Genomic DNA, 21,131 nt, shown 5'->3' with positions numbered 1-21,131 from the left:
CAGCGCGTTTCATACCGAGAAATGTAGAGGGAGGATGGGAAAATCAGCCCTTCTTGCTCTTTTCCTTCTTCGCCTTCGCACGAGTACGAATCTTCTCGGCATAGCCTTCCTTATTCTCCTGACGGGCACGAGCAACCGCCAAATCGCCTGCTGGCACATCCTTTGTAATCGTCGAGCCTGCAACGACAAAAGCACCGTCGCCAATCTTCACAGGAGCAATCAAATTAACGTTGCTGCCGACAAACGCGCCATCACCGATTTCTGTTACCGACTTATTGAAGCCGTCGTAATTGACCGTTATCGCGCCACAGCCGATGTTCACGTCTTTCCCAACTACTGCATCGCCCACATAGCTCAAATGCGATACCTTGCTGCCGTCACCAAGCGAAGCATTTTTCAGCTCGACAAAATCGCCGATTTTGCAGTCTTCGCCCAGCTTGGAGCCGGGACGCAAATTCGCGTATGGCCCAACCGAGCTTTTATTGCCGACTTCAGATTCGGCGATAACCGAATATTTAACGGTAACGCCGTCTCCGATGACTGAATCCTGAATATCCGCATTTGGCCCAATGATGCAATCCTCGCCAATAACCGTAGAACCGCGCAGCACTGTGCCTGGGTAAATCACCGTGTCAGCACCAATTTGCACATCTGCTTCAATATAAGTCGAAGCTGTATCCATAATCGTAACGCCTTCAATTAAATGCTTGCGGTTAATGCGTGCCCGCATCAAGCCTTCCGCTTCAGCAAGCGCTACACGGTCATTAATGCCGATTGCTTCCGCCGTGTCCTCCGTGCAATAGCCTTGAACGGACTCGCCTGCTTGGCGGAAAATGCCAATGACATCGGTCAAATAAAACTCGCCTTGGGCATTATTGCTTGTTACCTTGGCAAGCGCCTCGAACAGCTTGCGGTTATCGAACACATACGTACCCGTGTTGATCTCCTTCGTCGCTGCTTCCTCTGGCGTGCAATCCTTCTGCTCAACGATTCTCTCAACCTCGCCGCTCTCGCCGCGAATAATCCGCCCGTAGCCAGTCGGATCAGCGAAAGAAGCCGTCAGCACCGTTGCCGCCGCTCCGCTCGACTGCTGCAAAGCCAGCATCGCCTGGATCGTCTCTGAACGTACAAGCGGCGTATCGCCGCAAATAACGATCGTTTTGCCATCTTCCGCGCCAATCAGCGCCTCAGCTTGGCGTACCGCATGGCCCGTACCGAGCTGCTGCTCCTGCAGCACATATTCCGCCTGCTCGCCCAAATAAGCTTTAACCGTCTCAGCGCCATGTCCGACGATGACAACCGTCCGCTCGCTAGCCGCCTGTTTCACCGTATCCAGCACATGGCCTACCATCGGCTTGCCGCATACATGGTGAAGCACTTTATATCGTTTGGATTTCATCCGCTTGCCTTGACCTGCTGCAAGCACAATCGCCATTACTTTCAATTGCTATTCCTCCCAAGTTAAAAGTCCAGTAAGCACAAGCGCCTTCTCAAGCAAAAACGACTTCGTCGTCCTTCTAGGACGAGCGAAGAGCTTTGCCTTAGAATTCTAAGCAGATATAAGGATGAAACTTATAAATTCTTATATTTTACATGAAAGCGGCTTTTCTCTACCAGGCTCTAAATCTTTGTTGTCCTATTATATACGGTCTGCCGCATCGATCTATCTACAAGAATATATCCCATCTTGGGCAAAAAGAAAAGGGAGCCCCCTTGGCCCCCTTATCCCCTCATGCAGATACTGATTTTTGCCCTCTAACGAAGCTGCTATTAAGCACCCTCTTCAATGGCCACTTCTTCTTCCGTTGCAGCGCGCTCGTACTCAGCGAGTACGGCAGCTTGAATTTTCTCCCGAGTGGTCGAAGAAATCGGATGAGCGATATCTCGGAATTCTCCATCGGGGGTACGCTTGCTCGGCATTGCAACAAACATTCCATTGTTTCCGTCGATTACACGGATATCGTGAACGACGAATTCGTTGTCAATCGTGATGGAAGCAATAGCCTTCATGCGACCTTCCGAATTGACACGGCGGAGTCTTACATCAGTAATTTGCACTTGTGTTCACCACCTTTGCCTATCTGGGACTTGGTGTAATATTCCACATTTTCGTGCCAATTCCTTCTCCTATTTTGGAAAAAACATGCATATTTTTAAAAAAATTTTCTATTTGAATTTTATCTGACTCTATTCGACAGGAATCGCTGCAATCACTTCAATTTCGACAAGCACATCCTTCGGAAGCCTTGCCACCTCTACTGCCGAACGTGCTGGTTTGTGGTCGCCAAAGTAAGAAGCATACACTTCATTCATCGCCGCAAACTGGTTCATGTCCTTCATAAAGACGGTTGCCTTCACTACATTTTGCAGGGTTGCTCCCGCTTCGGCAAGCACAGCCTCCAGGTTGCGGAATACTTGGTTCGCCTGCACCGTAATATCGCCCGTCACAAGCTCGCCAGCTGCGTTAAGCGGAATTTGTCCGGATGTAAAAAGAAGTCCTCCAAGCTGAATCGCTTGCGAATAAGGTCCGATAGCGGCAGGCGCCTTATCTGTTGCAATAACCTTCGGCTCTAAATGCTGTGACATCATTTATTCCAACCCTTCTTTAGATATAATCGTTATTATTCCGTGCGAAAATAATTACCCGGAATGACTGTCGTCTGTTTGGTCTTCAAATCCACGGCCGTCAGCTTGGCTAACGACACATAATCTTCTAATAAACGTTCTTCGAGCTCCACCTCGCCCGATTCTACAAAGACGCCAACGCCAGCAACGGTCGCTTTGAATTCAAAGAGCAGATCCATCATCCCTTGAATGGTGCCGCCTGCTTTCATGAAGTCATCAATAATAAGCACACGGGACTGCTCTTTAAGTGCGCGCCTTGCAAGCGACATCGTCTGAATGCGCTTATTCGAGCCAGAGACGTAATTGATGCTGACCGCAGAGCCCTCCGTCACCTTATTATCCCGGCGTACGATAACGACGGGCAGGTTCAGGCAGGCAGCTGTTGCATAAGCGAGCGGTATGCCCTTCGTTTCTACCGTCATAATGACATCAATCTTCCTTGCTGCAAAAGCGGTCGCGAACATGCGGCCAATATCGGCTAGCAGCTCAGGCTGGCCAAGCATATCCGTCATATACAAATAACCGCCGGGGAGCACCCGTTCAGGCTGCTCCAGCTGACGGCAAATATTATTCATAATGCCCCGTGCATCCGAGGCATGCATCTTCGGTGCGAACTTTACGCCGCCTGCGGCGCCCGCAAGGGTATTCAGCTCGCCAATGCCCTCTTCCTCAAATACTTCTTTAATGATCGCCAGATCCTCGCTAATGGATGATTTGGCTGACTGATAACGGTCCGCAAAAGCTGTTAGCGAGATTAACGTATGTGGGCGACTTAGCAGGTATTGCGTCATCTCTACCAGTCTTGCGCTGCGTTTTAACTTTTTCAAGGAATTCTCCCCCTGCTAAAATCCGAATATTATAATGTTAATATAACATTTTTATACGGATTTAATCAAGGGAAACGTCACTTTTATGTTAGCATTCTTACCACGTAAACTTCCTTGCAAAAGCCACGCAGTCCATTATATATGCGCGGGAGCTTCCCTTCTTTGGAAACGAGCCCGAATACTGTGGGTCCACTGCCTGACATTAACACGCCATCCGCTCCAAGACGAATCATGCTCTCCTTGAGCTGGCGCACCTCCGGGTATAGATCAAGCGTTACCGATTCCAGCACATTGCCTAGTCCTCCGCACACATCGGCGAAGGAGGCGCGCTGAATCGCTGACACCATGTCAGCGGCAGACGGATGCTGGCCAATGCCCGCTACCCGAAACTTGCCATACACATCTGCGGTAGAAACATTGATTGGCGGCTTCGCAAGGACGACCCAGCATTGCGGCGGGCTTTCAATCGGCTCCAGGCGTTCGCCGCGTCCGGTAGCGATGGCAGTACCACCTGTGACGCAGAACGGAACATCAGAGCCCAGCTCCGCTCCGAGCGTACACAGCTCCTCCTCGGGAATGTTCAGCTCCCACAGCCTGTTCAGCCCTCTAAGGGCTGCTGCCGCGTCGCTGCTGCCGCCGGCAAGGCCAGCGGCGACCGGAATCTTTTTGTCCAAATGAATATATACACCTTTACGCACATCATAGCGGTCTTTAATAAGACGTGCCGCCTGAAATGCCAGGTTTTTCTCATCTAAAGGTATGTAGCCGGCCTGGCTCGAAATAATAATCGTGTCGCGCGGCAGCTCCTGCATTTCAAGGCGGTCTGCAAGGTCTACCATCGTCATAATCATCTCTACCTCGTGGAAGCCGTCTTCACGCTTGCGAAGCACATCGAGCAATAAATTGATTTTAGCCGGAGCTTTTTCATAAATTTTCATCCTAAGCTCTCCCGTTCCTATCATTAACTTATCCAATATTATAGCAAACGGGCAGAAGAAAAGCTAAGAGTACTACCGCTTATGTAAAGAGCGGCGACTCTTAGCCGATTATTGCTGATTTTGCCTCGCATCGCAGATGGTCTGGTTAAGGCCGATTGATTCCATTCGCTGCGGCTTGTTCGGCCATTTGGATCGCCCGCTTGACCATATTGCCAGCGTCTTTGGCGCGAATGCCGCCCCAGCCTTCCTTTTGCACCGTATCATAAAAACCTAGATCCTTCGCCAGCTCATACTTTAGCTCCTCGGACATTACACTGCGTTTTCTGCGGCTCATGCGTGAGATCCTCCCTTGCTGCTGAATTGGTTATGCCCCCTTAGTATGCGACAACCCAGCAGCCCTATACGCATGAGCGCCCACCGAACGCTTCCAGCTTAGAAAATGAAAAAAAACGCGAAGAACTGTCGTCTCCGCGTTTAGTATAGCCTGTCGGCATCTATAGATCTGATGTTATGTCTGGGTAATTCGGACTTGACCTTCATCATTGCATACGGTCACTTCCACCGACTCCGTCAGTATATCCGCATAACTGTAGGAAACACGCTTGAATGACTGCGATTCCTGATCCAGTTTAACAATGAAAACAGAAGGGTAGGTTTCTTCCAACACACCGGTGCGCTCAACGGTCTTACGACGACCGCCATTTGCTCGCAGACGAATCTTGGAGCCCACATGAGCTTCCAAATTGCGTTTTATATCCAGTAGGGCATTTTTTGCCATTGTCCACTACCACCTCTTTCCTTGTCCATTATAACAAAATGGAGAGGGGTTGTCAAACAAAGCAAAATATTATATCAGTCAACTTATTTAATTGTCAACGGTGTTTTCATCCATTTTTATCATTCCATGAATAATTTATCGAAAAATTATAAAATCAATGGAGCCGAGAACGGTTGCGAGTCTCAACTGCACTCGGCCATCTGTTAAGAAATGCTTTGCAAGGATGACTCGACTGCCTTAATTTTAGGCTTTGGCAAGCCAATGCGATACCTTCCCAACGTCTCAATGCCGCCTACGCCATCAATACCGCTGATCGTGCCATGAATGACATCTGCCAGATTAATGGTATCGCGTATAGACGTATAGCTTGCTTTGATTGCAATGTATACCGGGTCTAACGCATGAATCAAAATTCTCCCGGGCGAGCTTGCGAAGTTCGAGCCGGCTTGCAGCAGCGCTTCAAAATGAGACTGGCACGCTCCCGCAATGACGACAAGGCCGTCGCGGTTCTTCTCATACTCCCGTGCTACGCGGACTGCATTATAGAAGCTCTGCGAGTTTTTATAGCTGCTTAGGCTGTGCAGATCGGCTTCCAGCCTTGTTTTCAGCACACCGTCATGTCCCGTAATGACCACAATGTCCGGCTTCACTTGAGGCAGCAGCCGGTAAAGCAAATCAGCCATCTGTGACTCATGCGCATGCACGCCATGCGCCGGTACGTTCATCGTCTGGTACAGCTGCATGCTTTTACGCAAATAATTGCCGTCACCGTCCAAATGCAGCACTTTGCCGGGCACCTCGAAGAAAGGCTGGCTTTGTGGCATCGCATGCCGTATATCCGCCTTCACCTGAACGGCCATTTGCTCATGCTGCTGACGTATGCGGCTGAGCGAGTCGTTTACTTTCACTCGAACCAGCTGCGTAGCTTTTTCTTTTTTTGGATCGCGAACAACCGATAAATCAGGAATCGGTGCATCCGCAAGCAATCGGTAATCCGTGCCTTTCAACAGGGCATGATGCGTTCGAACAGCTTCTACGCGGAATAGCACGTCACCGCCATACGATTTGCGGACGACCAGCTCCCCTTGCTCCATAGGTAAATCACCTCTTCGTCTATCCTATGGGCGTAAGGCACGTAGTGTGCGCAAAAAACAAACGGGCGCCCCGAGGCCATTGCCCAGCAGCGCCCATCTTTATTTAGCCTTTCCAGCCCACTTCCAAAAATGCACGGCTGATCTTGGCGAATTCCTCCAGCGACAATGTTTCACCCCGCCGCGCAGGATCGATCGCAAGCCCCTGCAGCAGCGTTGTAAGGGCCTCCCGTTGTTCTTTGCCCACAAGCGCCGTCAAATTGTTGTAAAGCGTCTTGCGGCGCTGTGCGAAGCTGGCCTGCACGACGCGGAAGAAATGCGCCTCGTCGGGCACATCAACAGCCGGCTTGTCCCGCAGCGCAAGCTTAATGACAGCTGAATCCACATTCGGCTGTGGAATAAACACGGTATGCGGAACGGTGCAGACGAGCTTTGGCTCGCAATAATATTGCACAGCCACGCTCAGGCTGCCATATTCCTTGCCGCCTGGCTTTGCTGCCATCCTCTGTGCGACTTCCTTCTGAATCATGACGACGATATTTTCCAGCGGCAGGCGCTCCTCCAGAAGCTTCATCAGAATCGGGGTCGTTACGTAATATGGCAGGTTTGCCACGACGCTAACCCCCGTTACCCCGCTAAAACGCTCTTCGAACAACTGCTTTAGGTCTAGCTTGAGCACATCGCCATGCACAATGCCCACCTTCTCTTCGCCTTCAAAAATATCATGCAATATCGGAATGAGCCGATTGTCGATTTCAACAGCCGTTACCGTTCCCGCAACTGCAGCAAGGCGCTGTGTCAATGCTCCGATACCAGGGCCGATCTCAAGCGCGCCTTTTGTCTCGTCAAGCTCAGCTGCGCTGACAATATTGTTTAAAATATTTTGGTCGATGAGAAAGTTTTGTCCCAAGCTCTTCTTAAAGGAGAATCCGTACTTCGCAATAATTTCCTTCGTCCGTTTAGGCGTGGCTACCTCTGCAGCCTTAACTGCGCCTTTATTCAAGCTTTGTTGCTCCATCATAGGCCTTCGGTCACCCCTGTTCCTGTTGTTCCATGGCTTGCAGCGCCTTCTCAAACTCTTCGCGCGTAATGCAGAAGCTTGTGCAGCGCTTGTAGAACTGCTTCCCGTTCGCGTAGCCGATACCCAGCAGCTTGCCCATAACCAGCCGCCGCTTCGCCGCTTCCTCATGTACGATTAAGCCAGCCGCCATCAAATCATCCCAAGTAATGGCCCCCACGCTTTCAGCCGTTTCTGTCCGCAGCTCCGAGAGCGCCTGCCTGATTGCATCAGGAGCCGCATTTTCAATGCCGATATCCCCTTTATAGGAGGCCAGCTCCTGCGGTAAAAAAGCATGCTTGCAGCCCGGCACGCGCTGAGCGACAATTTTACGAATACGCTCTCCTGCATGGTCCGGATCTGTGAATATAATAACGCCACGGCGCTCCTGTGCCAGCGCAATGCGCCGCAGCACATCCTCGCCAATGGCCGATCCATTCGTCTCAATCGTATCGGCTTCAACGGCCCGCTTAATCGCTGCCGTATCCTCTTTGCCTTCTACTACAATCATTTCCTTGATCACATCGAACAATCCTTTCACAAAGGGGAACTTATCTTCAAAAAATGGGCGATGGCTGCAACAACAACCCGCTCATTTGCGTCTGTTTTATTATAACCCCAATTAACCATTCAAGCGAATCTGATGCAAACAAAAAGAAGAGGCAAGGCCTCTTCCGCATCCTGTCATATTTAGCTTATGATTGCGATAAACTAGAGCACAATCCATAAAGAACTGCCACCAATTAGCTAAGCGATGGCTTGTTAGGACCAATCACATAAACGGTAAATCCTTTTTTCTTACCAAATTTATTTGCTTGCTTTTCACTGTCAAAATAAACATCGATCTTATTGCCCTTGATCGCACTTCCGGTATCTTCAGCACGGCGGAAACCAATGCCCTCGATATACACCCACCAACCGAGTGGAATGATATCCGGGTCAACGGCAATTGTCCGTCCTTCCGATACTTTAGCGCCAGAGGCCGTAATTCCGTAGTCCGGGTGGCCTTCACTTTTGCCCGTTGAAGCTAAGCCAGCTGAATAGGCCGTCAGCGTGACGTTGCTGAGCACTTTTTTGGATGTGAGCGTTGTGCCGTCTACCGTTACATTGTTGCTGGTTGTCGCTGTCGACAGCACAGTAACTTTAGGCTCCGGCTTTTTCGTACCGACTGCAACGACCTGATTAACCGCAGCCGATTCGACTACCTTGTCTACCACTTTCTTGGAGACAAGCACGCCATCTTCGAACTGCTTCTCAATTTTGATCGTTACGACGCCTTCTTTGCCCGTCTGCACAACCTTCTCCTTGCCTACTTCCAGGTTCGGATCTTCCTTCTTCACAATGGTGAACGGTGTTGTGCTGGACGACTTGCCTAGCTTCGTATCGACGCGAATGACCGTTACAGTCATATCTGCGCTGACGCCCGAGCCAAGCGAAGGTAATACTTTATCATCATCTTCAACAGGAATATTTAATTTCATTATCGCTGCCTGCACGGTTTTCTCTGTCGTGTACACCGTTGATGTTTTGCCATCAGCTTTTACAAGAAGCGGTACCGCATGCTTAATTTCAAAGCGGTCCCCATCCTTTACTGCCGTATTCAGAGGTACAGATACCTCGTCATGCGGGCCAATTGTAATAGCTTGTTCATCCAGTAGGCGTTGCAGGACCCATTGTTTCGTTGAAACAACAGTTTCTTGTCCATTCACTACTACGGATACGCTTTTGTCAGCCGATCCGTACAACAACACCAAAAACATGAAAGTCATAGCGATTGAGATCGTAGTACTCAAAAGAATCAAACGCAAGTTTTCACGCTTCCATCGCAATGCGAAAGACATGCTGGATGATCGTTTCCCATGGGTCTCACTTGCTTGAATAATGCCCACTTCATCGGTCCTCCTTCATAGCCCCGCCGTCGAATTACGCATGATACCATTGACGCGACTATAGTATATTGGCGTGCTTCTAGCACGCTCCAGTATATTTCCTCTGCAACCTCCTAGATTTACCCTATGACGACGATTTACCCAATATTCAAAAATAAAAAGAAAGCCCGTCGACAGAGGATCTGTATCGTGGCTTCCCGGGAACGTCAAAATAGACTATTCAGGAATGGTGGATGCACGAGGTTGATCACTCTCTATAAACGCTTACGAGGTTAGCTGTCGGGTTCGGGCAAGAGAGCTGCCCTATCGTCGGAAGAATGCTCATGGCAATCCCCGCCAAATTCACCCCTAGAAGAATTTCAAGTGCGCGTGCAATGTGATCCGCAATTTCCTCACAGCATCGTGCCTGGTTCCCCCGCTCTCCAAAGTTCGAAGATTAAGCGCAAACTGGAAATCCAATACAAAAATTTAAAGCTCTGAAATGAATCATACCTTCATCGGAGCCTAATTGTAAAGATCAGATAAAAACCGATTTAAGCGAAATTTTAGGATATTTACGGAAAAGAGAGTCTATTTCAGCATGAAAAATTAGTTTTATCGCCGGAAAGGTCACTTATTCTCGCTTTTATAGCTGTTTTTACTCAATTCCGAAACATTTTTTACCGTTTTCGGTCGTCAAATTGGCGATTTCGGCTACCGATTTTCCTAATATTTCTGCTGCCGCTTCCGCAACGAGCGACACATAAGACGTCTCATTTCGTTTCCCACGGAATGGATGCGGGGTCAAATATGGGGCATCCGTTTCGATCAAAATTCGGTCACTCGGAACCATCGAAAGCACCTCTTTTGGCACCCTTGCATTTTTGAATGTAAGCGGTCCCCCGAACGATATATAGAAGTTCATATCGAGGCATTTTTGAGCCGTTTCTGGACTGCCGGAAAAACAATGCATAACGCCCCCGACCTCAGAAGCATTTTCCTCCTTCAGCAGCTTGACAACATCCTCATGAGCATCCCGATTATGAATAATAATTGGTTTTCTCAACTTCTTGGCTAAGCGAATTTGCTCGCGAAATACGCGGTGCTGGACGTCTTTAGGGGACGTATCCCAGTGGTAATCTAGTCCGATTTCCCCAATAGCTACCACTTTAGGATGAGAGCAAAGCTCTTCAATCCACCCCAGATCCTCCGGCAGCATGTCGATACTGTCAACGGGGTGCCAGCCAACTGCTGCATATATAAAATCATATTTTTCTGCCAGTGCAAGTGTTGTTGGAATCGTCTCCCTATTGAAACCAATATTAACCATTAAATCCACCCCTGCCGCACGCGCTCTTTCGATAACGGCTTCGCGGTCTTCGTCAAAATGCGGGGAGTCTAAATGCGTGTGTGTGTCGAATAAAGAAATCATAGCTCAGCAAACTCCTTCTATATTATAGTTTAAGGTGAAATGGTCAAAAGCCGTCCTTTGGCGGCGCGGCGCGTTTCAGTCCGAGAAATATAGAGAAAGGATGGCAAAATCATATACTTTCCTATATTTTAAATAACATTCGTACTTTATCGCTTAATTGATCAGCGGCAGCGCGCAGCTTCTCTTCCGGATAATACAAATGGGACTGGCCCTGATGAAGTCCGGTAATGGAACGAATGATGTCGGATTTCGTGGAAATTTCACTGACAGCCTCGTAGCCGTCCATTAACAAAATCGGCGTCTTTTCTTCTTTTCCGCCTTTTTTCGTATCAGGCTGATACACATCATATGGTTGATCAAATGGAAAATCAATTTCCATATGGTAATCCGGATTCAATCCGATTGCTGCAAATTGTTGTCTTACTTCATTAAAGAGGCCAATATCCGGTTTATCCAACATGATGTATTTATAGAGACGACGCGTCAAAAAACGATCGCATAGCTCCGCCAGCAGTTCATCGCCTTCATCGCTCCATTCTATAAAGGCTGTCTGCAAGTAAGCCTCATCCAGCTTCAAATATTGTTTAACCGCAATTGTCCCGTCAAGCAGCCGTTTCAGCGGCTCCGGCATCCAACCAAAAGTGTAGCCACCCTCATAAAGCTCCTTCGCTCTGCGAAATATTTGTCTGAGGATGATTTCCGAGCTTCTCGTCACCGGATGGAAATAAACTTGCCAATACATTTGATAGCGGGACATCAAATAATGCTCCACGGCGTGCATGCCACTTTCCTTAACTACAATCCTTCCATTAATAGGACGGAGTACACGCAGAATACGCTCCAGATCAAAGTTGCCATAATTGACCCCTGTGAAATAAGCATCCCTCAATAAATAGTCCATTCGGTCCGCATCAAGCTGACTGGAAATCAAGCCGCTAACAATTGGATTCGGATATGTCTTATTAATAACAGCAGTGACATGTTCAGGAAAGTCGTCTGCTACATTTCGTAGTATACGATTGACCTCGGTGTCCTCAAGCAAAATGCTGCAGGTCCACTGCTCGTGATGCGTATCAAATACTTGTTCCAGCGAATGGGAAAATGGCCCATGACCAACGTCATGCAGCAGTGCAGCGCAAAGCGCCAATAGCCGCTCCTCCTGTGGCCAGCCGGGAAAACCATTGCGTTCGAATTGGGAAATGATCTTTCTAGTGATTTCATACACGCCAAGGGAATGGGAGAATCGGCTATGCTCAGCGCCATGAAAAGTAAGATAAGACGTTCCGAGCTGCCGAATACGCCGTAATCTTTGAAACTCCTTCGTATTGATTAGATCCCATATCGTCTGATCCTGAACATAAATATATTTATGAACAGGGTCCTTAAAAACTTTTTCTTCCGATAGCTGTCGGTTCATTCAACAAATCAACTCCTTTTGTTCTCTGGTTCGACATAAAAAAGTAAAAAATATGTCGAAGAATGTCGCAAAACAGTTTCCAAAATGTCGAAGCTGTTGTATTCTATAGTAAGAGTAATATGACCTTACTATATAGTCAAACTCCCTTAGTAGCTGCAATTTTCTTCAATAATTTCAGTTGACTATTATGGGAAACGTTGGTATTATAGTAGACATAAAAAGAGAAACTATGTCGAAAAGTGACGAATACACTTTTTGATGAGAGGGGAAACAAATTATTATGATGAAGTCCACAGGTATTGTCCGTAAGGTTGATGAATTAGGTCGCGTTGTTATTCCAATCGAGCTTCGCCGTACGCTTGGTATCGGAGAGAAAGATGCACTAGAGATTTATGTAGACGGCGAGCGCATTATGTTGAAGAAATACGAGCCAGCTTGTATCTTCTGTGGTAACGCTGAGAACGTATCTTACTTCAAAGGAAAAATTGTTTGTCACATTTGCCTATCAGAAATGCCTTCACCTGTGACAAAATAAAAAAAATAGGTTATAATAACCTTATTCAACTAGTTAATTCTAACCTTTTAATACTCCTTATTGCCTTCCTGCGCTAGAACCCGGCCAGGAAGGTCTTTTTTTCTCTATTTTTTGTTTTTCTAGCGGTTTACTTCATTATAAACATCACGCTTTGATAGACCACGATCCGTAGCTGCCTTTTTTATAGCATCCTTACGTCCAAGCTCAGCTTCGTAATGCTGCACATGCTCTTCCATGCTCAGCTCCGCCCACCAAGCAGCAGCAAGCTCCCCCGTATTCTCATCTGAGCTGCTTCCTTCTATTATAAGGCAATACTCTCCCAATGGCGGATTTTCCTCAACCCAAGCGATACATTCCGTTACTGTACCACGCGCCATTTCTTCAAAACGTTTCGTCAGTTCCCGCACCATCGCGATACGACGGTCTCCAAGATGCTCCAGTATGGCATCCAGCGTCTTCCGCAAGCGATGCGGCGACTCATACAGCATCAAGGTGCCTTCCTGTGCTTGGAGCTGAAGCAGCCATTTCGCAAGCGACTTTTTGTCTCGTGGCGGAAATCCGGCGAACATAAAACGCTCCGTTGGCAGGCCTGATACAATTAAAGCCGACAATGCCGCATTTGCACCCGGAATCGGAACGACAAAAATACCCTGCTCCACCGCCTCGGCAACCAAATCTGCACCTGGATCGGATATAGCAGGCAGCCCTGCATCACTTACAAGGGCAATCGATTGACCCTCTTGCAGCAATCGAATAAGCTCGCTGCCACTCGCTTGCTTATTATGTTCATGATAACTGACAAGCCGTGTCGCAATTTCAAAATGGGAAAGAAGCTTACGCGTTTGTCTCGTATCCTCGGCAGCTATAAGTTCCACTTCTTTCAACGTACGAATCGCGCGAAAGGTCATGTCCTCTAAGTTGCCGATTGGCGTTCCGACTAAATATAACGTTCCGGCACCATTTTGCTGCGGCCCGCTAAAGCTTTTTTGCACAAACATTGTTGAACCCTCCTTCTAGCATCCCACTAAGCTAAGTATCATATACCATAATCGGCGGCAGCAGCCTTAGCTCTGGTCTGCCATCTCGCATAGCCTCAATAAGCACCATATTGGCTTCGCCATTTTTATTCGGATGAATGAACTGTACCCGCTTTGGCTCCAGCTTATACTTGCGCATCGTCTCAATTATTTCTACAAAACGTGATGGGCGGTGCACCATGGCGACTTTCCCAGCTGGGCGCACCAGTCTTGAGCATGCCTCAACAATATCCTGCAAGGTACCGTGGACCTCGTGCCTGGCAATCGCATAATGCTCATTTTCATTAGAGTCGCCTGCTTCAGCCGACATATAAGGCGGGTTGACCGTAACCGCATCATACGTTCCATAAATCGCTTTATTCGCTGCAAAATGTCGCAAATCTGCTTCCACAATATTAATTTGCTGCTCCAGCCCATTCAGCTTTACACTCCGCCTTGCCATATCCGCAAGTCTTGGCTGAATCTCCACTGCATCAATTTGTGCTTTCGTCCGCCCTGTCAATAGCAGCGGTATGACACCATTCCCTGTACAAAGGTCAATGACCTTCCCTTTTTTCGGGATGCTTGCGAAGTTGGAAAGCAGCACCGCATCCGTCGAAAAGCTGAAAACTTCCCTGCTCTGGATAATTCGCAGTCCGGTGTCCATCATTAAATCGTCCAAACGTTCATTGGCTTCCAGCTTGATTTGATCTTCCACGACTTTCCCACTGCTCCCTTGACATAAAGATACCGTCCTCTTAGCAAGGACGGCATAGTGTTGACCGATTGCATTATTTATTTAAGAAGGATAAGCAGAAGAGACAATCTCCTTCTGTCCGCAAATGCCCATAATAGACATTGCAAATATGGAAGCCTTCATGGTAAAGTCTGGCCAAATTATCATGCCCTTCTCCTACTGAATATGCAGCTGCATCTTCGGCGGAGGTGAACAGATCGGCTGTTTCTGTCTGCTGCTCTACCTTTGTGCTTGTCCCCATCGTCTTGCTGGCAGTTGATTTTGAAGCCCCTGCTGTCTTCACAGGCAAAGGCTCCTCCACTTGAGGCGGAACCGTTTCCCGCTTCAAAATTTTGCGCAGCTGATGGTTTTCCATGCTTAACCGCTTATTCTCTTCAAGCAGTTCCTTCACTCGCAGCTTCAGATCCCCAACTTGACGATGAAACTCGCCCATTTGGGTATCAAGCTGATCCATTTGAACAAAAATCTCTTTTTTCTCCAAGTTCCCACCCCAGAGCTTCAAGCATCGTCTTGCACCTTAGCTGTAAGCATTGCGCTTGGTCGTTTGGACATGCTATGAATTGTTCTTATTGCTGTCATTTCAAAATGACATCGTCTAACGGAAGTTCCTTCGGTTTCCCCGAAACTTCAAACAAGTGCACGTACACGGTTTTGGAACCAACATTGATTCCCGTTACCTTGCCTTCACCAAGTGAAGTGATAACGATCTTGCCAATCGCTGGAAGCTCTTCTCTCGAGCTTTCATAATTGTCATGCTCGAATTTCAAGCAGCACATCAAACGGCCGCATAAACCAGAAATCTTAGTCGGATTGAGCGACAAATTCTGGTCCTTCGCCATCTTGATTGATACCGGCTCAAAATCGCCCAGCCATGAGGAGCAGCATAATATCCGTCCACATGGTCCGATTCCGCCAAGCATCTTCGCCTCGTCACGAACCCCGATTTGCCGAAGCTCAATCCGAGTACGGAACACGCTTGCCAAGTCCTTCACAAGCTCGCGAAAATCTACCCGACCTTCAGCTGTAAAATAAAAAATGATCTTGTTGCGGTCGAACGTGAATTCGACGTCAACCAGCTTCATTTTCAGCTGATGGTCTTTTATTTTGTCTGAACAGGTTGAGAATGCAGCTTGAGCAGCAGAACGATTCTCTTCTACAACCTTCGCATCCACGTCGCTGGCAATTCGTATAACACGCTTTAACGGAAGGACAACATCCGATTCACCGACTTGCTTCTGTCCAACCACTACTTTGCCATACTCGATCCCCCTGGCCGTCTCAACAATGACATGCTGGTCCTTGTCAACGGGATGCAGGGCTGGATCAAAGTAATAAATCTTACCCGCCTTCTTAAAGCGGACACCCACGACATTATACAAGGATTTAGCCCTCCTGTAAGTTTACCATTAATTGCTCTAAAGCGAGTTGAGCAGATACATTCGACCGAATACGCTTGCTTGCTTCGAGTGTATGCTCCATGCAAGTGACCCAGCCTTCCACTGGCCGGCTGAATGCATGCTTGCCTATCCATTCCAACTGATCTATATATACAATATCTTCTTGCCTTCCGGCCTGAAATTTAATCATGTCCTTAAACCATAATACAAAAAGAGATAACAGCAGCTGCGGATCTTCACCAATATCCTTCTTAATGAACTGCTGCTGGACGGTAATCATTGCCGCGGTGAATCGGGTCAGACTGTCCTTCCCTAATTGTATCACTACGTTTCGGATTTCTGCAAACTGATTCTGCTGGATGATTTCCCTAGCACCGTCCAATCCCGAGCTCAGCTGTACGGCTGCGCGAGCAAGAATGGAGGGCAGTCCTTCATTTGTTAACGTTTGAAGCATCTCGGCGGAAGACATCGGGAGGAACGGCACCCACTGTGTGCGCGAGCGAATGGTCGGCAGCACAGCTTGTCCATTATCGGTTATCAATATCGCTACAACAGGGGATAGCGGCTCCTCCAAAAATTTTAGTAGGCTGTTCGCCGCTTGAAGTGTCATTGTTTCTACTCGCTCAATCATGTATACTTTGCGTTTCGCCCCGCTGCCCCGCAGCCCAAGCTCCCGCTGCAGCTCGCGAATTTGATCAATCTTGATCGACTGCCCTTCCGGAGCAATCCGAATCATATCCTGCTGATTGTTATTATCAAACTTACGGCACTCCAGGCAGTGGCCGCAGGCATCATCGCCACCGCTCGTACAGAATAAAGCTTTAGCGAAAGCTTCCGCCATCGCCATTCTGCCACTGCCCTTCGGTCCATAAAATAAATAAGCATGCGATACTTTACCGCTTTGCAGCGCATGCTGTAAAATACGCTTCGCTTTCCATTGACCGGTTAGCTGCTCCATGCTCATAAGCTCAAAAATTCCTTCCTCGATCGTAACCTTTCCAATCTAAAACAATAAATTAATCAGCATGCCACGCACTTCACCGATCCGGGCTAGCAATTCAATACGCCCTTCTTCGGTCTCCAGCAGCTCCTCTGCCATATTAACGAGCTCTGCATCAATCTCGTCAAGCAGCTTATAGCGCTTCGTACGGCCTCGGCGATCAAACCCTCTAAGCTCTTTAAGCCCGATGCCGCGCCTAACGGTGTCCTCCAGAAACTTCTTAACCATCTGGCGGTAAAGCTTTAATTCCCGCACCGTCATTACTCTGGATAAATGGTCACCCTGCCTATGAATGTCCTGCAGCTTCTGCTGCAATTGCTCCTGTGTCCGCTGTGCTTCCTGCTGAACCATAACATCGCCGAAGCTCTTCATCTGCGGCTGCTTGGAAGCTAGGTCGTTACTGGCGCGATTCGCCCCAAGCGGACGAAACCCTGGATCAATTTTCATCCGTTATCACGTCCAATCAGAAATGTTCAAAGCGTTCTACCGGAACGACGAATACGGCAGCACCACCAACTTGTACTTCTACTGGGAAAGGAATATAAGAATCCGTTGAGCCGCCGATTGGCGATACAGGCGTAACTAATTGATCGCGCACTTTGCAGTTGGTTTTAATCACTTGAAGCACTTCATGTACTCGCTCGTCTTCAATACCAATCATAAACGTTGTATTGCCAGCCCGCAGGAAACCGCCTGTACTTGCCAGCTTCGTTGCTCGAAATCCTTCTGTCACAAGCGAATTCGACAAGCGGTTGCTATCCTTATCCTGAATAATCGCAATGACTAATTTCATCCTGATTCCTCCCATTATTCGTTATCGTTAACGTAATCTTTTCAACCCTGCCTTATTTCAAAAAACGCTAGATCCGGCTCTCTATTGCGGCCAAAACATCTTTCAGCACCATACCCTGCTCCTGATTTGCATCAACTCGGACTATTCGGTCAGGAAACTTCTCCAGCAATATAAAATAACCTTCCCTTACTCGCTCATGAAAAGCGATTTCCTCCAAATCAAGCCGATTAATCTCACGCTCATCCGATTGTCCAATACGGGCAAGACCTACCTCTGGCGTCACATCCATATAAATTGTGAGCTGCGGCATCGCCCCTTCAATCGCAAACTGATTAATCGACCATACCTCTTCCATGCCAAGTCCGCGCGCATGTCCCTGATAGGCTAGGCTGCTGTCTACGAAACGATCGCAAATAACAAGCTTGCCTGCTGTAAGTGCCGGCATGACCTTCTCTACAAGATGCTGTCGCCTTGAAGCCGCATACAAGAGTGCTTCTGTCCTAGCATCCATTGCAGTATGATTCCGATCCAGTATGACCGATCGGATCTTCTCCGCGATAGGAATGCCTCCCGGCTCACGAGTGGTCAACACTGCTTTGCCCTGCTGCTGCATCTTATGCGCAAGCTGCTCAATCAGTGTAGTTTTCCCCGCCCCTTCGCCGCCTTCTATTGTAATGAAAATACCCTTATTCAACGGTTTGTAACTCCTAATCTATGAAACTGAATTTTTCAGCGTAATGCTTACTTCCATTTTAACAAAGCGACTTTCCCTTGTATACGAGCTTTTGCCGCTTAATCATATTTATTCCACGATTGCAATGGATTGCATGGCTGGATCTTCCGCACCTTGGAACTTCGCTCCACTGCTTGCAAGCTCTTTAATATAGCCCAGCATTTCCGCAGTAAGCAGTTCACCCGGATATACAATAGGAATGCCCGGTGGATATGGGACGACCATCTCTGCCGCCCTGCAATTTATCGCATCTTTCAGCTTCACTCTTACCACAGTTCCTTTACTCACTCGCGAAAAGGCAATTGGTTCTACCGATTCTGGTAAGAACAATAGGCTCCCAGCTCTTGCAAGCGGTTGTTCAGTTATTACCCGTCCTTTAGATGCGATAATCATCTCTACTGCCTGACAAGCTTGAATGAGACGATCTGCATCCTCAAATTGAATGCCAATCCCCAGCAAAAGCACGACATGGCGCATATCCGCCATTTCTGCCCAGCAGCCCTGCTGTTCCAGCAGCTTCAATATTTCAAAACCGCTTAATGCCCCCGTTCGATCACATAATACAACTCGCAATGGATCTAATTGATTGTAAGCGGGCATTACCGATAGCCTATCATCGCTTTGCTTCAATATCTCAATTGCCGCACAGCACTCTTCTATTCCTTTACGCAAATATGCAGCAACAGCTAGTGCATCATCAAACCAGTCTGCGCCTGCCGCCTCTATCATTGCACGGGAAATATCGAGCGAGGCCATAATTGGAAAAGACGGACTAGAGCTTTGAATCGTAGCTAAAGCTTCTCTAATGGCGGTTCGGTTAAGCAACGCACCCTGCACATGAAGCATCGCTCCCATTGTAAGCGCAGTGAGTGTTTTATGAGTAGACTGTACGACGGCATCTGCTCCAGCCGCTATCGCTGAGACAGGCAGCTTGGGATGCAAGCCATAATGGGCGCCGTGTGCTTCATCAACAAGCAGCAGCATGCCGCACTGATGAATCGCTTCAGCATACGGCTGGAGGTTCACACTCATCCCATAGTAATTCGGATTATTGAGAAATACAGCCTTCGCCTGCGGGTATAAGTCCATCGTCATCTTCACCTGTGCTAGGGAAGGCTGCGTCGCAATTCCTGTTGGTTCATCGATTTGCGGCATTATAAATACCGCCCTGGCACCCGCCAGCTTCAAGCCATTAATGACTGACTTATGCACGTTGCGCTGTACAAGAATATAATCCCCAGGCTCACATACAGCCAGCAGCATAGCTAGATTTCCAGAGGTGCTCCCTCCCACGAGAAAAAAGCTTTCTTCCACACCAAAGCAGCGTGCTGCCAAGCTTTGAGCTTCGGCAATGGCTCCCTCTGGATGATGCAAATCATCCGTAGCGGACAGTTCTGTCACATCCAGCTTCATAATTGCTGCAAAAGTCTCTTTCATTTCTTTTATAAAAACGGGCTCCTGCCCCTCACCTTCCTGCTGAGGCTTACCAAGTCTAAATGCTTTGCCGTAGCGGTGCCCCGGCACGTGGAAACTAACCGGCTGCGATTCTGCATGTTTAAGCAGCATTTCATATAATGGAGCATGTACATGTTGTATCAAAGATAGCCGTCCCTTTCGCTATAAGCTTAAATCTATTTTAATGGATATGAACGAGCATAAACGGCAGTCCCGTCCTCTGGCGACAAAGCTACCGTTTCGAGGGTGAAATATATGCCCATTATAAGGGTGAAACTTATAAATGCCTATATTTTAAGAAAAAAAGAGCGAATTCTTAGGTAGAGTTCGCTCAAGCGTTTTTTTCAATGAAGATTTGCTTCATCTGATGGATAAAGAATGGATATTTAGCATCTTTAACGTCAGTTTGCACCATTTCTATTTCGCATGATTGGCATATAAATTCGGTAACGATGCGAATTCCTTCACCTTCTGCTTTATGCTCACCGCATATAATACAATGAAGCTGATGATTTTCAAGCATTTGAATCCCGCCTTTCAACCTAACTCTATAGCTACTATTATGGCATATATTCTAGCTTTTTAAACTTGTTTCATAGCCCATTTCAAATATTTATATATCGTATGCCGCCAGAGCCCAGATGGTGAATACAAAATTAGCCGTATGCTATCGCGGGAAAGCTCTAATTAACCGATATATATAGGATAGGCTTGAACGTTATGGAAGGGATGTTAGAAAGATGCGTCAATCATTATCTGAGCAGCAAGCTGCAACGATTTATCAATACCAGCTCGTTAAACGTAAAATCATTAGGCCTGAGCTAGTCCAAAGCCATATCCTTATTGCGGTTATATTCGTCGCTTTTCAGCTTCTTATGTATGGAAGAGCTGGACTTTTCAGCTGGTTGTTTGGCTTTGCTGTCATTCAAGTCATTCACCTGATTATATTGCTGCTAACCTTTATCCGAGTAGAAGAAGCAGCTGATCGCCGCTGGGTATGGGGTATTACACCACCTTGGTTCGGCTTTAAGCCTGCAAACGATATTAAGCTTCAGCTTTTCCGCCGTGTACACCGCCAGTTGTTCTGGTTAGGCCTTTGCGGCACAGGCATCTTATATCCTTGGATTTCGGAATCACTTATGATCAGCATCATCTGTTGGCATTTATGGCTCATCGTTCCGCGCCTCCTTTTGTCCATCGCTTTTCGCAAACAAAAAAAAGAAGGCATTCTCCGCCTCGGAAAATACGAAGCTTCGTATTACCATCGTTAACTGGCTATCCTATACAACAATTATTTATGATTATGAAAAAGAAGCTGCTCCTCAGTCATTAGTGGAGGAACAGCTTCTTTAAATGCATATTTAACCTTTAAATCAATGATTATAAATTAATAACGAAACAAAAAACCTGCC

General features: G+C 47.6%; 25 protein-coding genes and 1 riboswitch. Of the genes, 2 read left to right on the top strand and 23 right to left on the bottom strand.

Annotation, left to right across the window (positions count from 1 at the left end; translation table 11 throughout):
- Nucleotides 1-43: 43 nt before the first annotated feature.
- The 13 genes from glmU to ABEW34_RS02660 form a co-directional block, all read right to left on the bottom strand.
- The gene (glmU, locus tag ABEW34_RS02720; protein WP_430154645.1) at nucleotides 44-1,444 is read right to left on the bottom strand and encodes a bifunctional UDP-N-acetylglucosamine diphosphorylase/glucosamine-1-phosphate N-acetyltransferase GlmU; all 1,401 of its coding nucleotides are present in this window, start codon (nucleotides 1,442-1,444) and stop codon (nucleotides 44-46) included.
- 326 nt (nucleotides 1,445-1,770) lie between these two features.
- On the bottom strand, nucleotides 1,771-2,058 hold the full coding sequence (gene spoVG / locus ABEW34_RS02715; protein WP_020620824.1) for a septation regulator SpoVG: 288 nt from the start codon (nucleotides 2,056-2,058) through the stop codon (nucleotides 1,771-1,773).
- 129 nt (nucleotides 2,059-2,187) lie between these two features.
- Complete coding sequence (locus tag ABEW34_RS02710; protein WP_430154768.1) at nucleotides 2,188-2,586, bottom strand: RidA family protein; 399 nt, start codon at nucleotides 2,584-2,586, stop codon at nucleotides 2,188-2,190.
- Between the two features lie 35 nt (nucleotides 2,587-2,621).
- Nucleotides 2,622-3,452 (bottom strand): pur operon repressor, encoded by an 831-nt coding sequence (gene purR / locus ABEW34_RS02705; RefSeq protein WP_430154643.1) that lies wholly within the window; start codon nucleotides 3,450-3,452, stop codon nucleotides 2,622-2,624.
- An 83-nt stretch (nucleotides 3,453-3,535) separates the two neighbouring features.
- Nucleotides 3,536-4,390 carry a 4-(cytidine 5'-diphospho)-2-C-methyl-D-erythritol kinase gene (gene ispE / locus ABEW34_RS02700; RefSeq protein WP_430154641.1) on the bottom strand — a complete coding sequence of 285 codons (855 nt, stop codon included), beginning with the start codon at nucleotides 4,388-4,390 and terminating at the stop codon, nucleotides 3,536-3,538.
- Nucleotides 4,391-4,535: 145 nt separating this feature from the next.
- Nucleotides 4,536-4,724 (bottom strand): small, acid-soluble spore protein, alpha/beta type, encoded by a 189-nt coding sequence (locus ABEW34_RS02695; RefSeq protein ID WP_430154639.1) that lies wholly within the window; start codon nucleotides 4,722-4,724, stop codon nucleotides 4,536-4,538.
- 174 nt (nucleotides 4,725-4,898) lie between these two features.
- A complete protein-coding gene (gene veg / locus ABEW34_RS02690) occupies nucleotides 4,899-5,168 on the bottom strand; it encodes a biofilm formation stimulator Veg (RefSeq protein ID WP_056034935.1) in 270 nt (89 codons plus the stop codon).
- Nucleotides 5,169-5,371: 203 nt separating this feature from the next.
- Nucleotides 5,372-6,262: a sporulation peptidase YabG gene (gene yabG / locus ABEW34_RS02685; RefSeq protein ID WP_430154637.1), complete on the bottom strand. Its 891-nt coding sequence runs from the start codon at nucleotides 6,260-6,262 to the stop codon at nucleotides 5,372-5,374.
- A 103-nt stretch (nucleotides 6,263-6,365) separates the two neighbouring features.
- Nucleotides 6,366-7,280 carry a 16S rRNA (adenine(1518)-N(6)/adenine(1519)-N(6))-dimethyltransferase RsmA gene (gene rsmA / locus ABEW34_RS02680; protein ID WP_430154635.1) on the bottom strand — a complete coding sequence of 305 codons (915 nt, stop codon included), beginning with the start codon at nucleotides 7,278-7,280 and terminating at the stop codon, nucleotides 6,366-6,368.
- A 10-nt stretch (nucleotides 7,281-7,290) separates the two neighbouring features.
- Entirely contained in the window at nucleotides 7,291-7,839 is a 549-nt protein-coding gene (gene rnmV / locus ABEW34_RS02675; RefSeq protein WP_430154633.1) for a ribonuclease M5, read from the bottom strand.
- Between the two features lie 220 nt (nucleotides 7,840-8,059).
- Complete coding sequence (locus ABEW34_RS02670) at nucleotides 8,060-9,205, bottom strand: ubiquitin-like domain-containing protein (protein WP_430154631.1); 1,146 nt, start codon at nucleotides 9,203-9,205, stop codon at nucleotides 8,060-8,062.
- Between the two features lie 245 nt (nucleotides 9,206-9,450).
- Nucleotides 9,451-9,658: riboswitch (cyclic di-AMP (ydaO/yuaA leader) on the bottom strand.
- 184 nt (nucleotides 9,659-9,842) lie between these two features.
- Nucleotides 9,843-10,616, bottom strand: a complete 774-nt coding sequence (locus ABEW34_RS02665) for a TatD family hydrolase (RefSeq protein WP_430154629.1) — start codon at nucleotides 10,614-10,616, stop codon at nucleotides 9,843-9,845.
- A 121-nt stretch (nucleotides 10,617-10,737) separates the two neighbouring features.
- Nucleotides 10,738-12,033, bottom strand: coding sequence for an HD domain-containing protein (locus ABEW34_RS02660; protein ID WP_430154628.1), 1,296 nt, complete (start codon nucleotides 12,031-12,033; stop codon nucleotides 10,738-10,740).
- Between the two features lie 280 nt (nucleotides 12,034-12,313).
- Here ABEW34_RS02660 and ABEW34_RS02655 point away from each other — a divergent pair, with 280 nt between their 5' ends.
- Nucleotides 12,314-12,568, top strand: coding sequence for an AbrB/MazE/SpoVT family DNA-binding domain-containing protein (locus ABEW34_RS02655; RefSeq protein ID WP_012772023.1), 255 nt, complete (start codon nucleotides 12,314-12,316; stop codon nucleotides 12,566-12,568).
- A gap of 119 nt (nucleotides 12,569-12,687) precedes the next feature.
- Here the strand turns inward: ABEW34_RS02655 and rsmI are convergent, their stop codons facing one another.
- The 10 genes from rsmI to ABEW34_RS02605 form a co-directional block, all read right to left on the bottom strand.
- Nucleotides 12,688-13,566: a 16S rRNA (cytidine(1402)-2'-O)-methyltransferase gene (gene rsmI, locus ABEW34_RS02650; protein WP_430154626.1), complete on the bottom strand. Its 879-nt coding sequence runs from the start codon at nucleotides 13,564-13,566 to the stop codon at nucleotides 12,688-12,690.
- 31 nt (nucleotides 13,567-13,597) lie between these two features.
- Entirely contained in the window at nucleotides 13,598-14,254 is a 657-nt protein-coding gene (locus ABEW34_RS02645) for a tRNA1(Val) (adenine(37)-N6)-methyltransferase (RefSeq protein WP_430154766.1), read from the bottom strand.
- A gap of 121 nt (nucleotides 14,255-14,375) precedes the next feature.
- Nucleotides 14,376-14,822 (bottom strand): initiation-control protein YabA, encoded by a 447-nt coding sequence (locus ABEW34_RS02640; RefSeq protein WP_430154624.1) that lies wholly within the window; start codon nucleotides 14,820-14,822, stop codon nucleotides 14,376-14,378.
- A gap of 94 nt (nucleotides 14,823-14,916) precedes the next feature.
- Entirely contained in the window at nucleotides 14,917-15,720 is an 804-nt protein-coding gene (locus tag ABEW34_RS02635; protein WP_430154622.1) for a PSP1 domain-containing protein, read from the bottom strand.
- Between the two features lie 4 nt (nucleotides 15,721-15,724).
- Nucleotides 15,725-16,702 (bottom strand): DNA polymerase III subunit delta', encoded by a 978-nt coding sequence (gene holB, locus ABEW34_RS02630; RefSeq protein WP_430154620.1) that lies wholly within the window; start codon nucleotides 16,700-16,702, stop codon nucleotides 15,725-15,727.
- 39 nt (nucleotides 16,703-16,741) lie between these two features.
- The gene (locus ABEW34_RS02625; RefSeq protein ID WP_046234499.1) at nucleotides 16,742-17,185 is read right to left on the bottom strand and encodes a YaaR family protein; all 444 of its coding nucleotides are present in this window, start codon (nucleotides 17,183-17,185) and stop codon (nucleotides 16,742-16,744) included.
- Nucleotides 17,186-17,201: 16 nt separating this feature from the next.
- Nucleotides 17,202-17,531, bottom strand: coding sequence for a cyclic-di-AMP receptor (locus tag ABEW34_RS02620; RefSeq protein ID WP_430154618.1), 330 nt, complete (start codon nucleotides 17,529-17,531; stop codon nucleotides 17,202-17,204).
- Between the two features lie 67 nt (nucleotides 17,532-17,598).
- On the bottom strand, nucleotides 17,599-18,225 hold the full coding sequence (tmk, locus tag ABEW34_RS02615; protein WP_430154616.1) for a dTMP kinase: 627 nt from the start codon (nucleotides 18,223-18,225) through the stop codon (nucleotides 17,599-17,601).
- Between the two features lie 108 nt (nucleotides 18,226-18,333).
- Nucleotides 18,334-19,863, bottom strand: coding sequence for an aminotransferase class I/II-fold pyridoxal phosphate-dependent enzyme (locus ABEW34_RS02610; protein ID WP_430154614.1), 1,530 nt, complete (start codon nucleotides 19,861-19,863; stop codon nucleotides 18,334-18,336).
- 187 nt (nucleotides 19,864-20,050) lie between these two features.
- A complete protein-coding gene (locus ABEW34_RS02605; RefSeq protein WP_081418785.1) occupies nucleotides 20,051-20,242 on the bottom strand; it encodes a sigma factor G inhibitor Gin in 192 nt (63 codons plus the stop codon).
- Nucleotides 20,243-20,459: 217 nt separating this feature from the next.
- Between ABEW34_RS02605 and ABEW34_RS02600 the strand changes: the two genes are divergently transcribed.
- Nucleotides 20,460-20,990: a transposase gene (locus tag ABEW34_RS02600; RefSeq protein WP_430154612.1), complete on the top strand. Its 531-nt coding sequence runs from the start codon at nucleotides 20,460-20,462 to the stop codon at nucleotides 20,988-20,990.
- The last annotated feature ends 141 nt before the right edge of the window (nucleotides 20,991-21,131 follow it).

The sequence above is a fragment of the Paenibacillus algorifonticola genome (genome assembly GCF_050481745.1).
Lineage (GTDB): Bacteria > Bacillota > Bacilli > Paenibacillales > Paenibacillaceae > Pristimantibacillus > Pristimantibacillus algorifonticola_A.
Note: the sequence above shows the minus strand (reverse complement) of the source record. Positions and strands in the feature narration are given on the sequence as shown.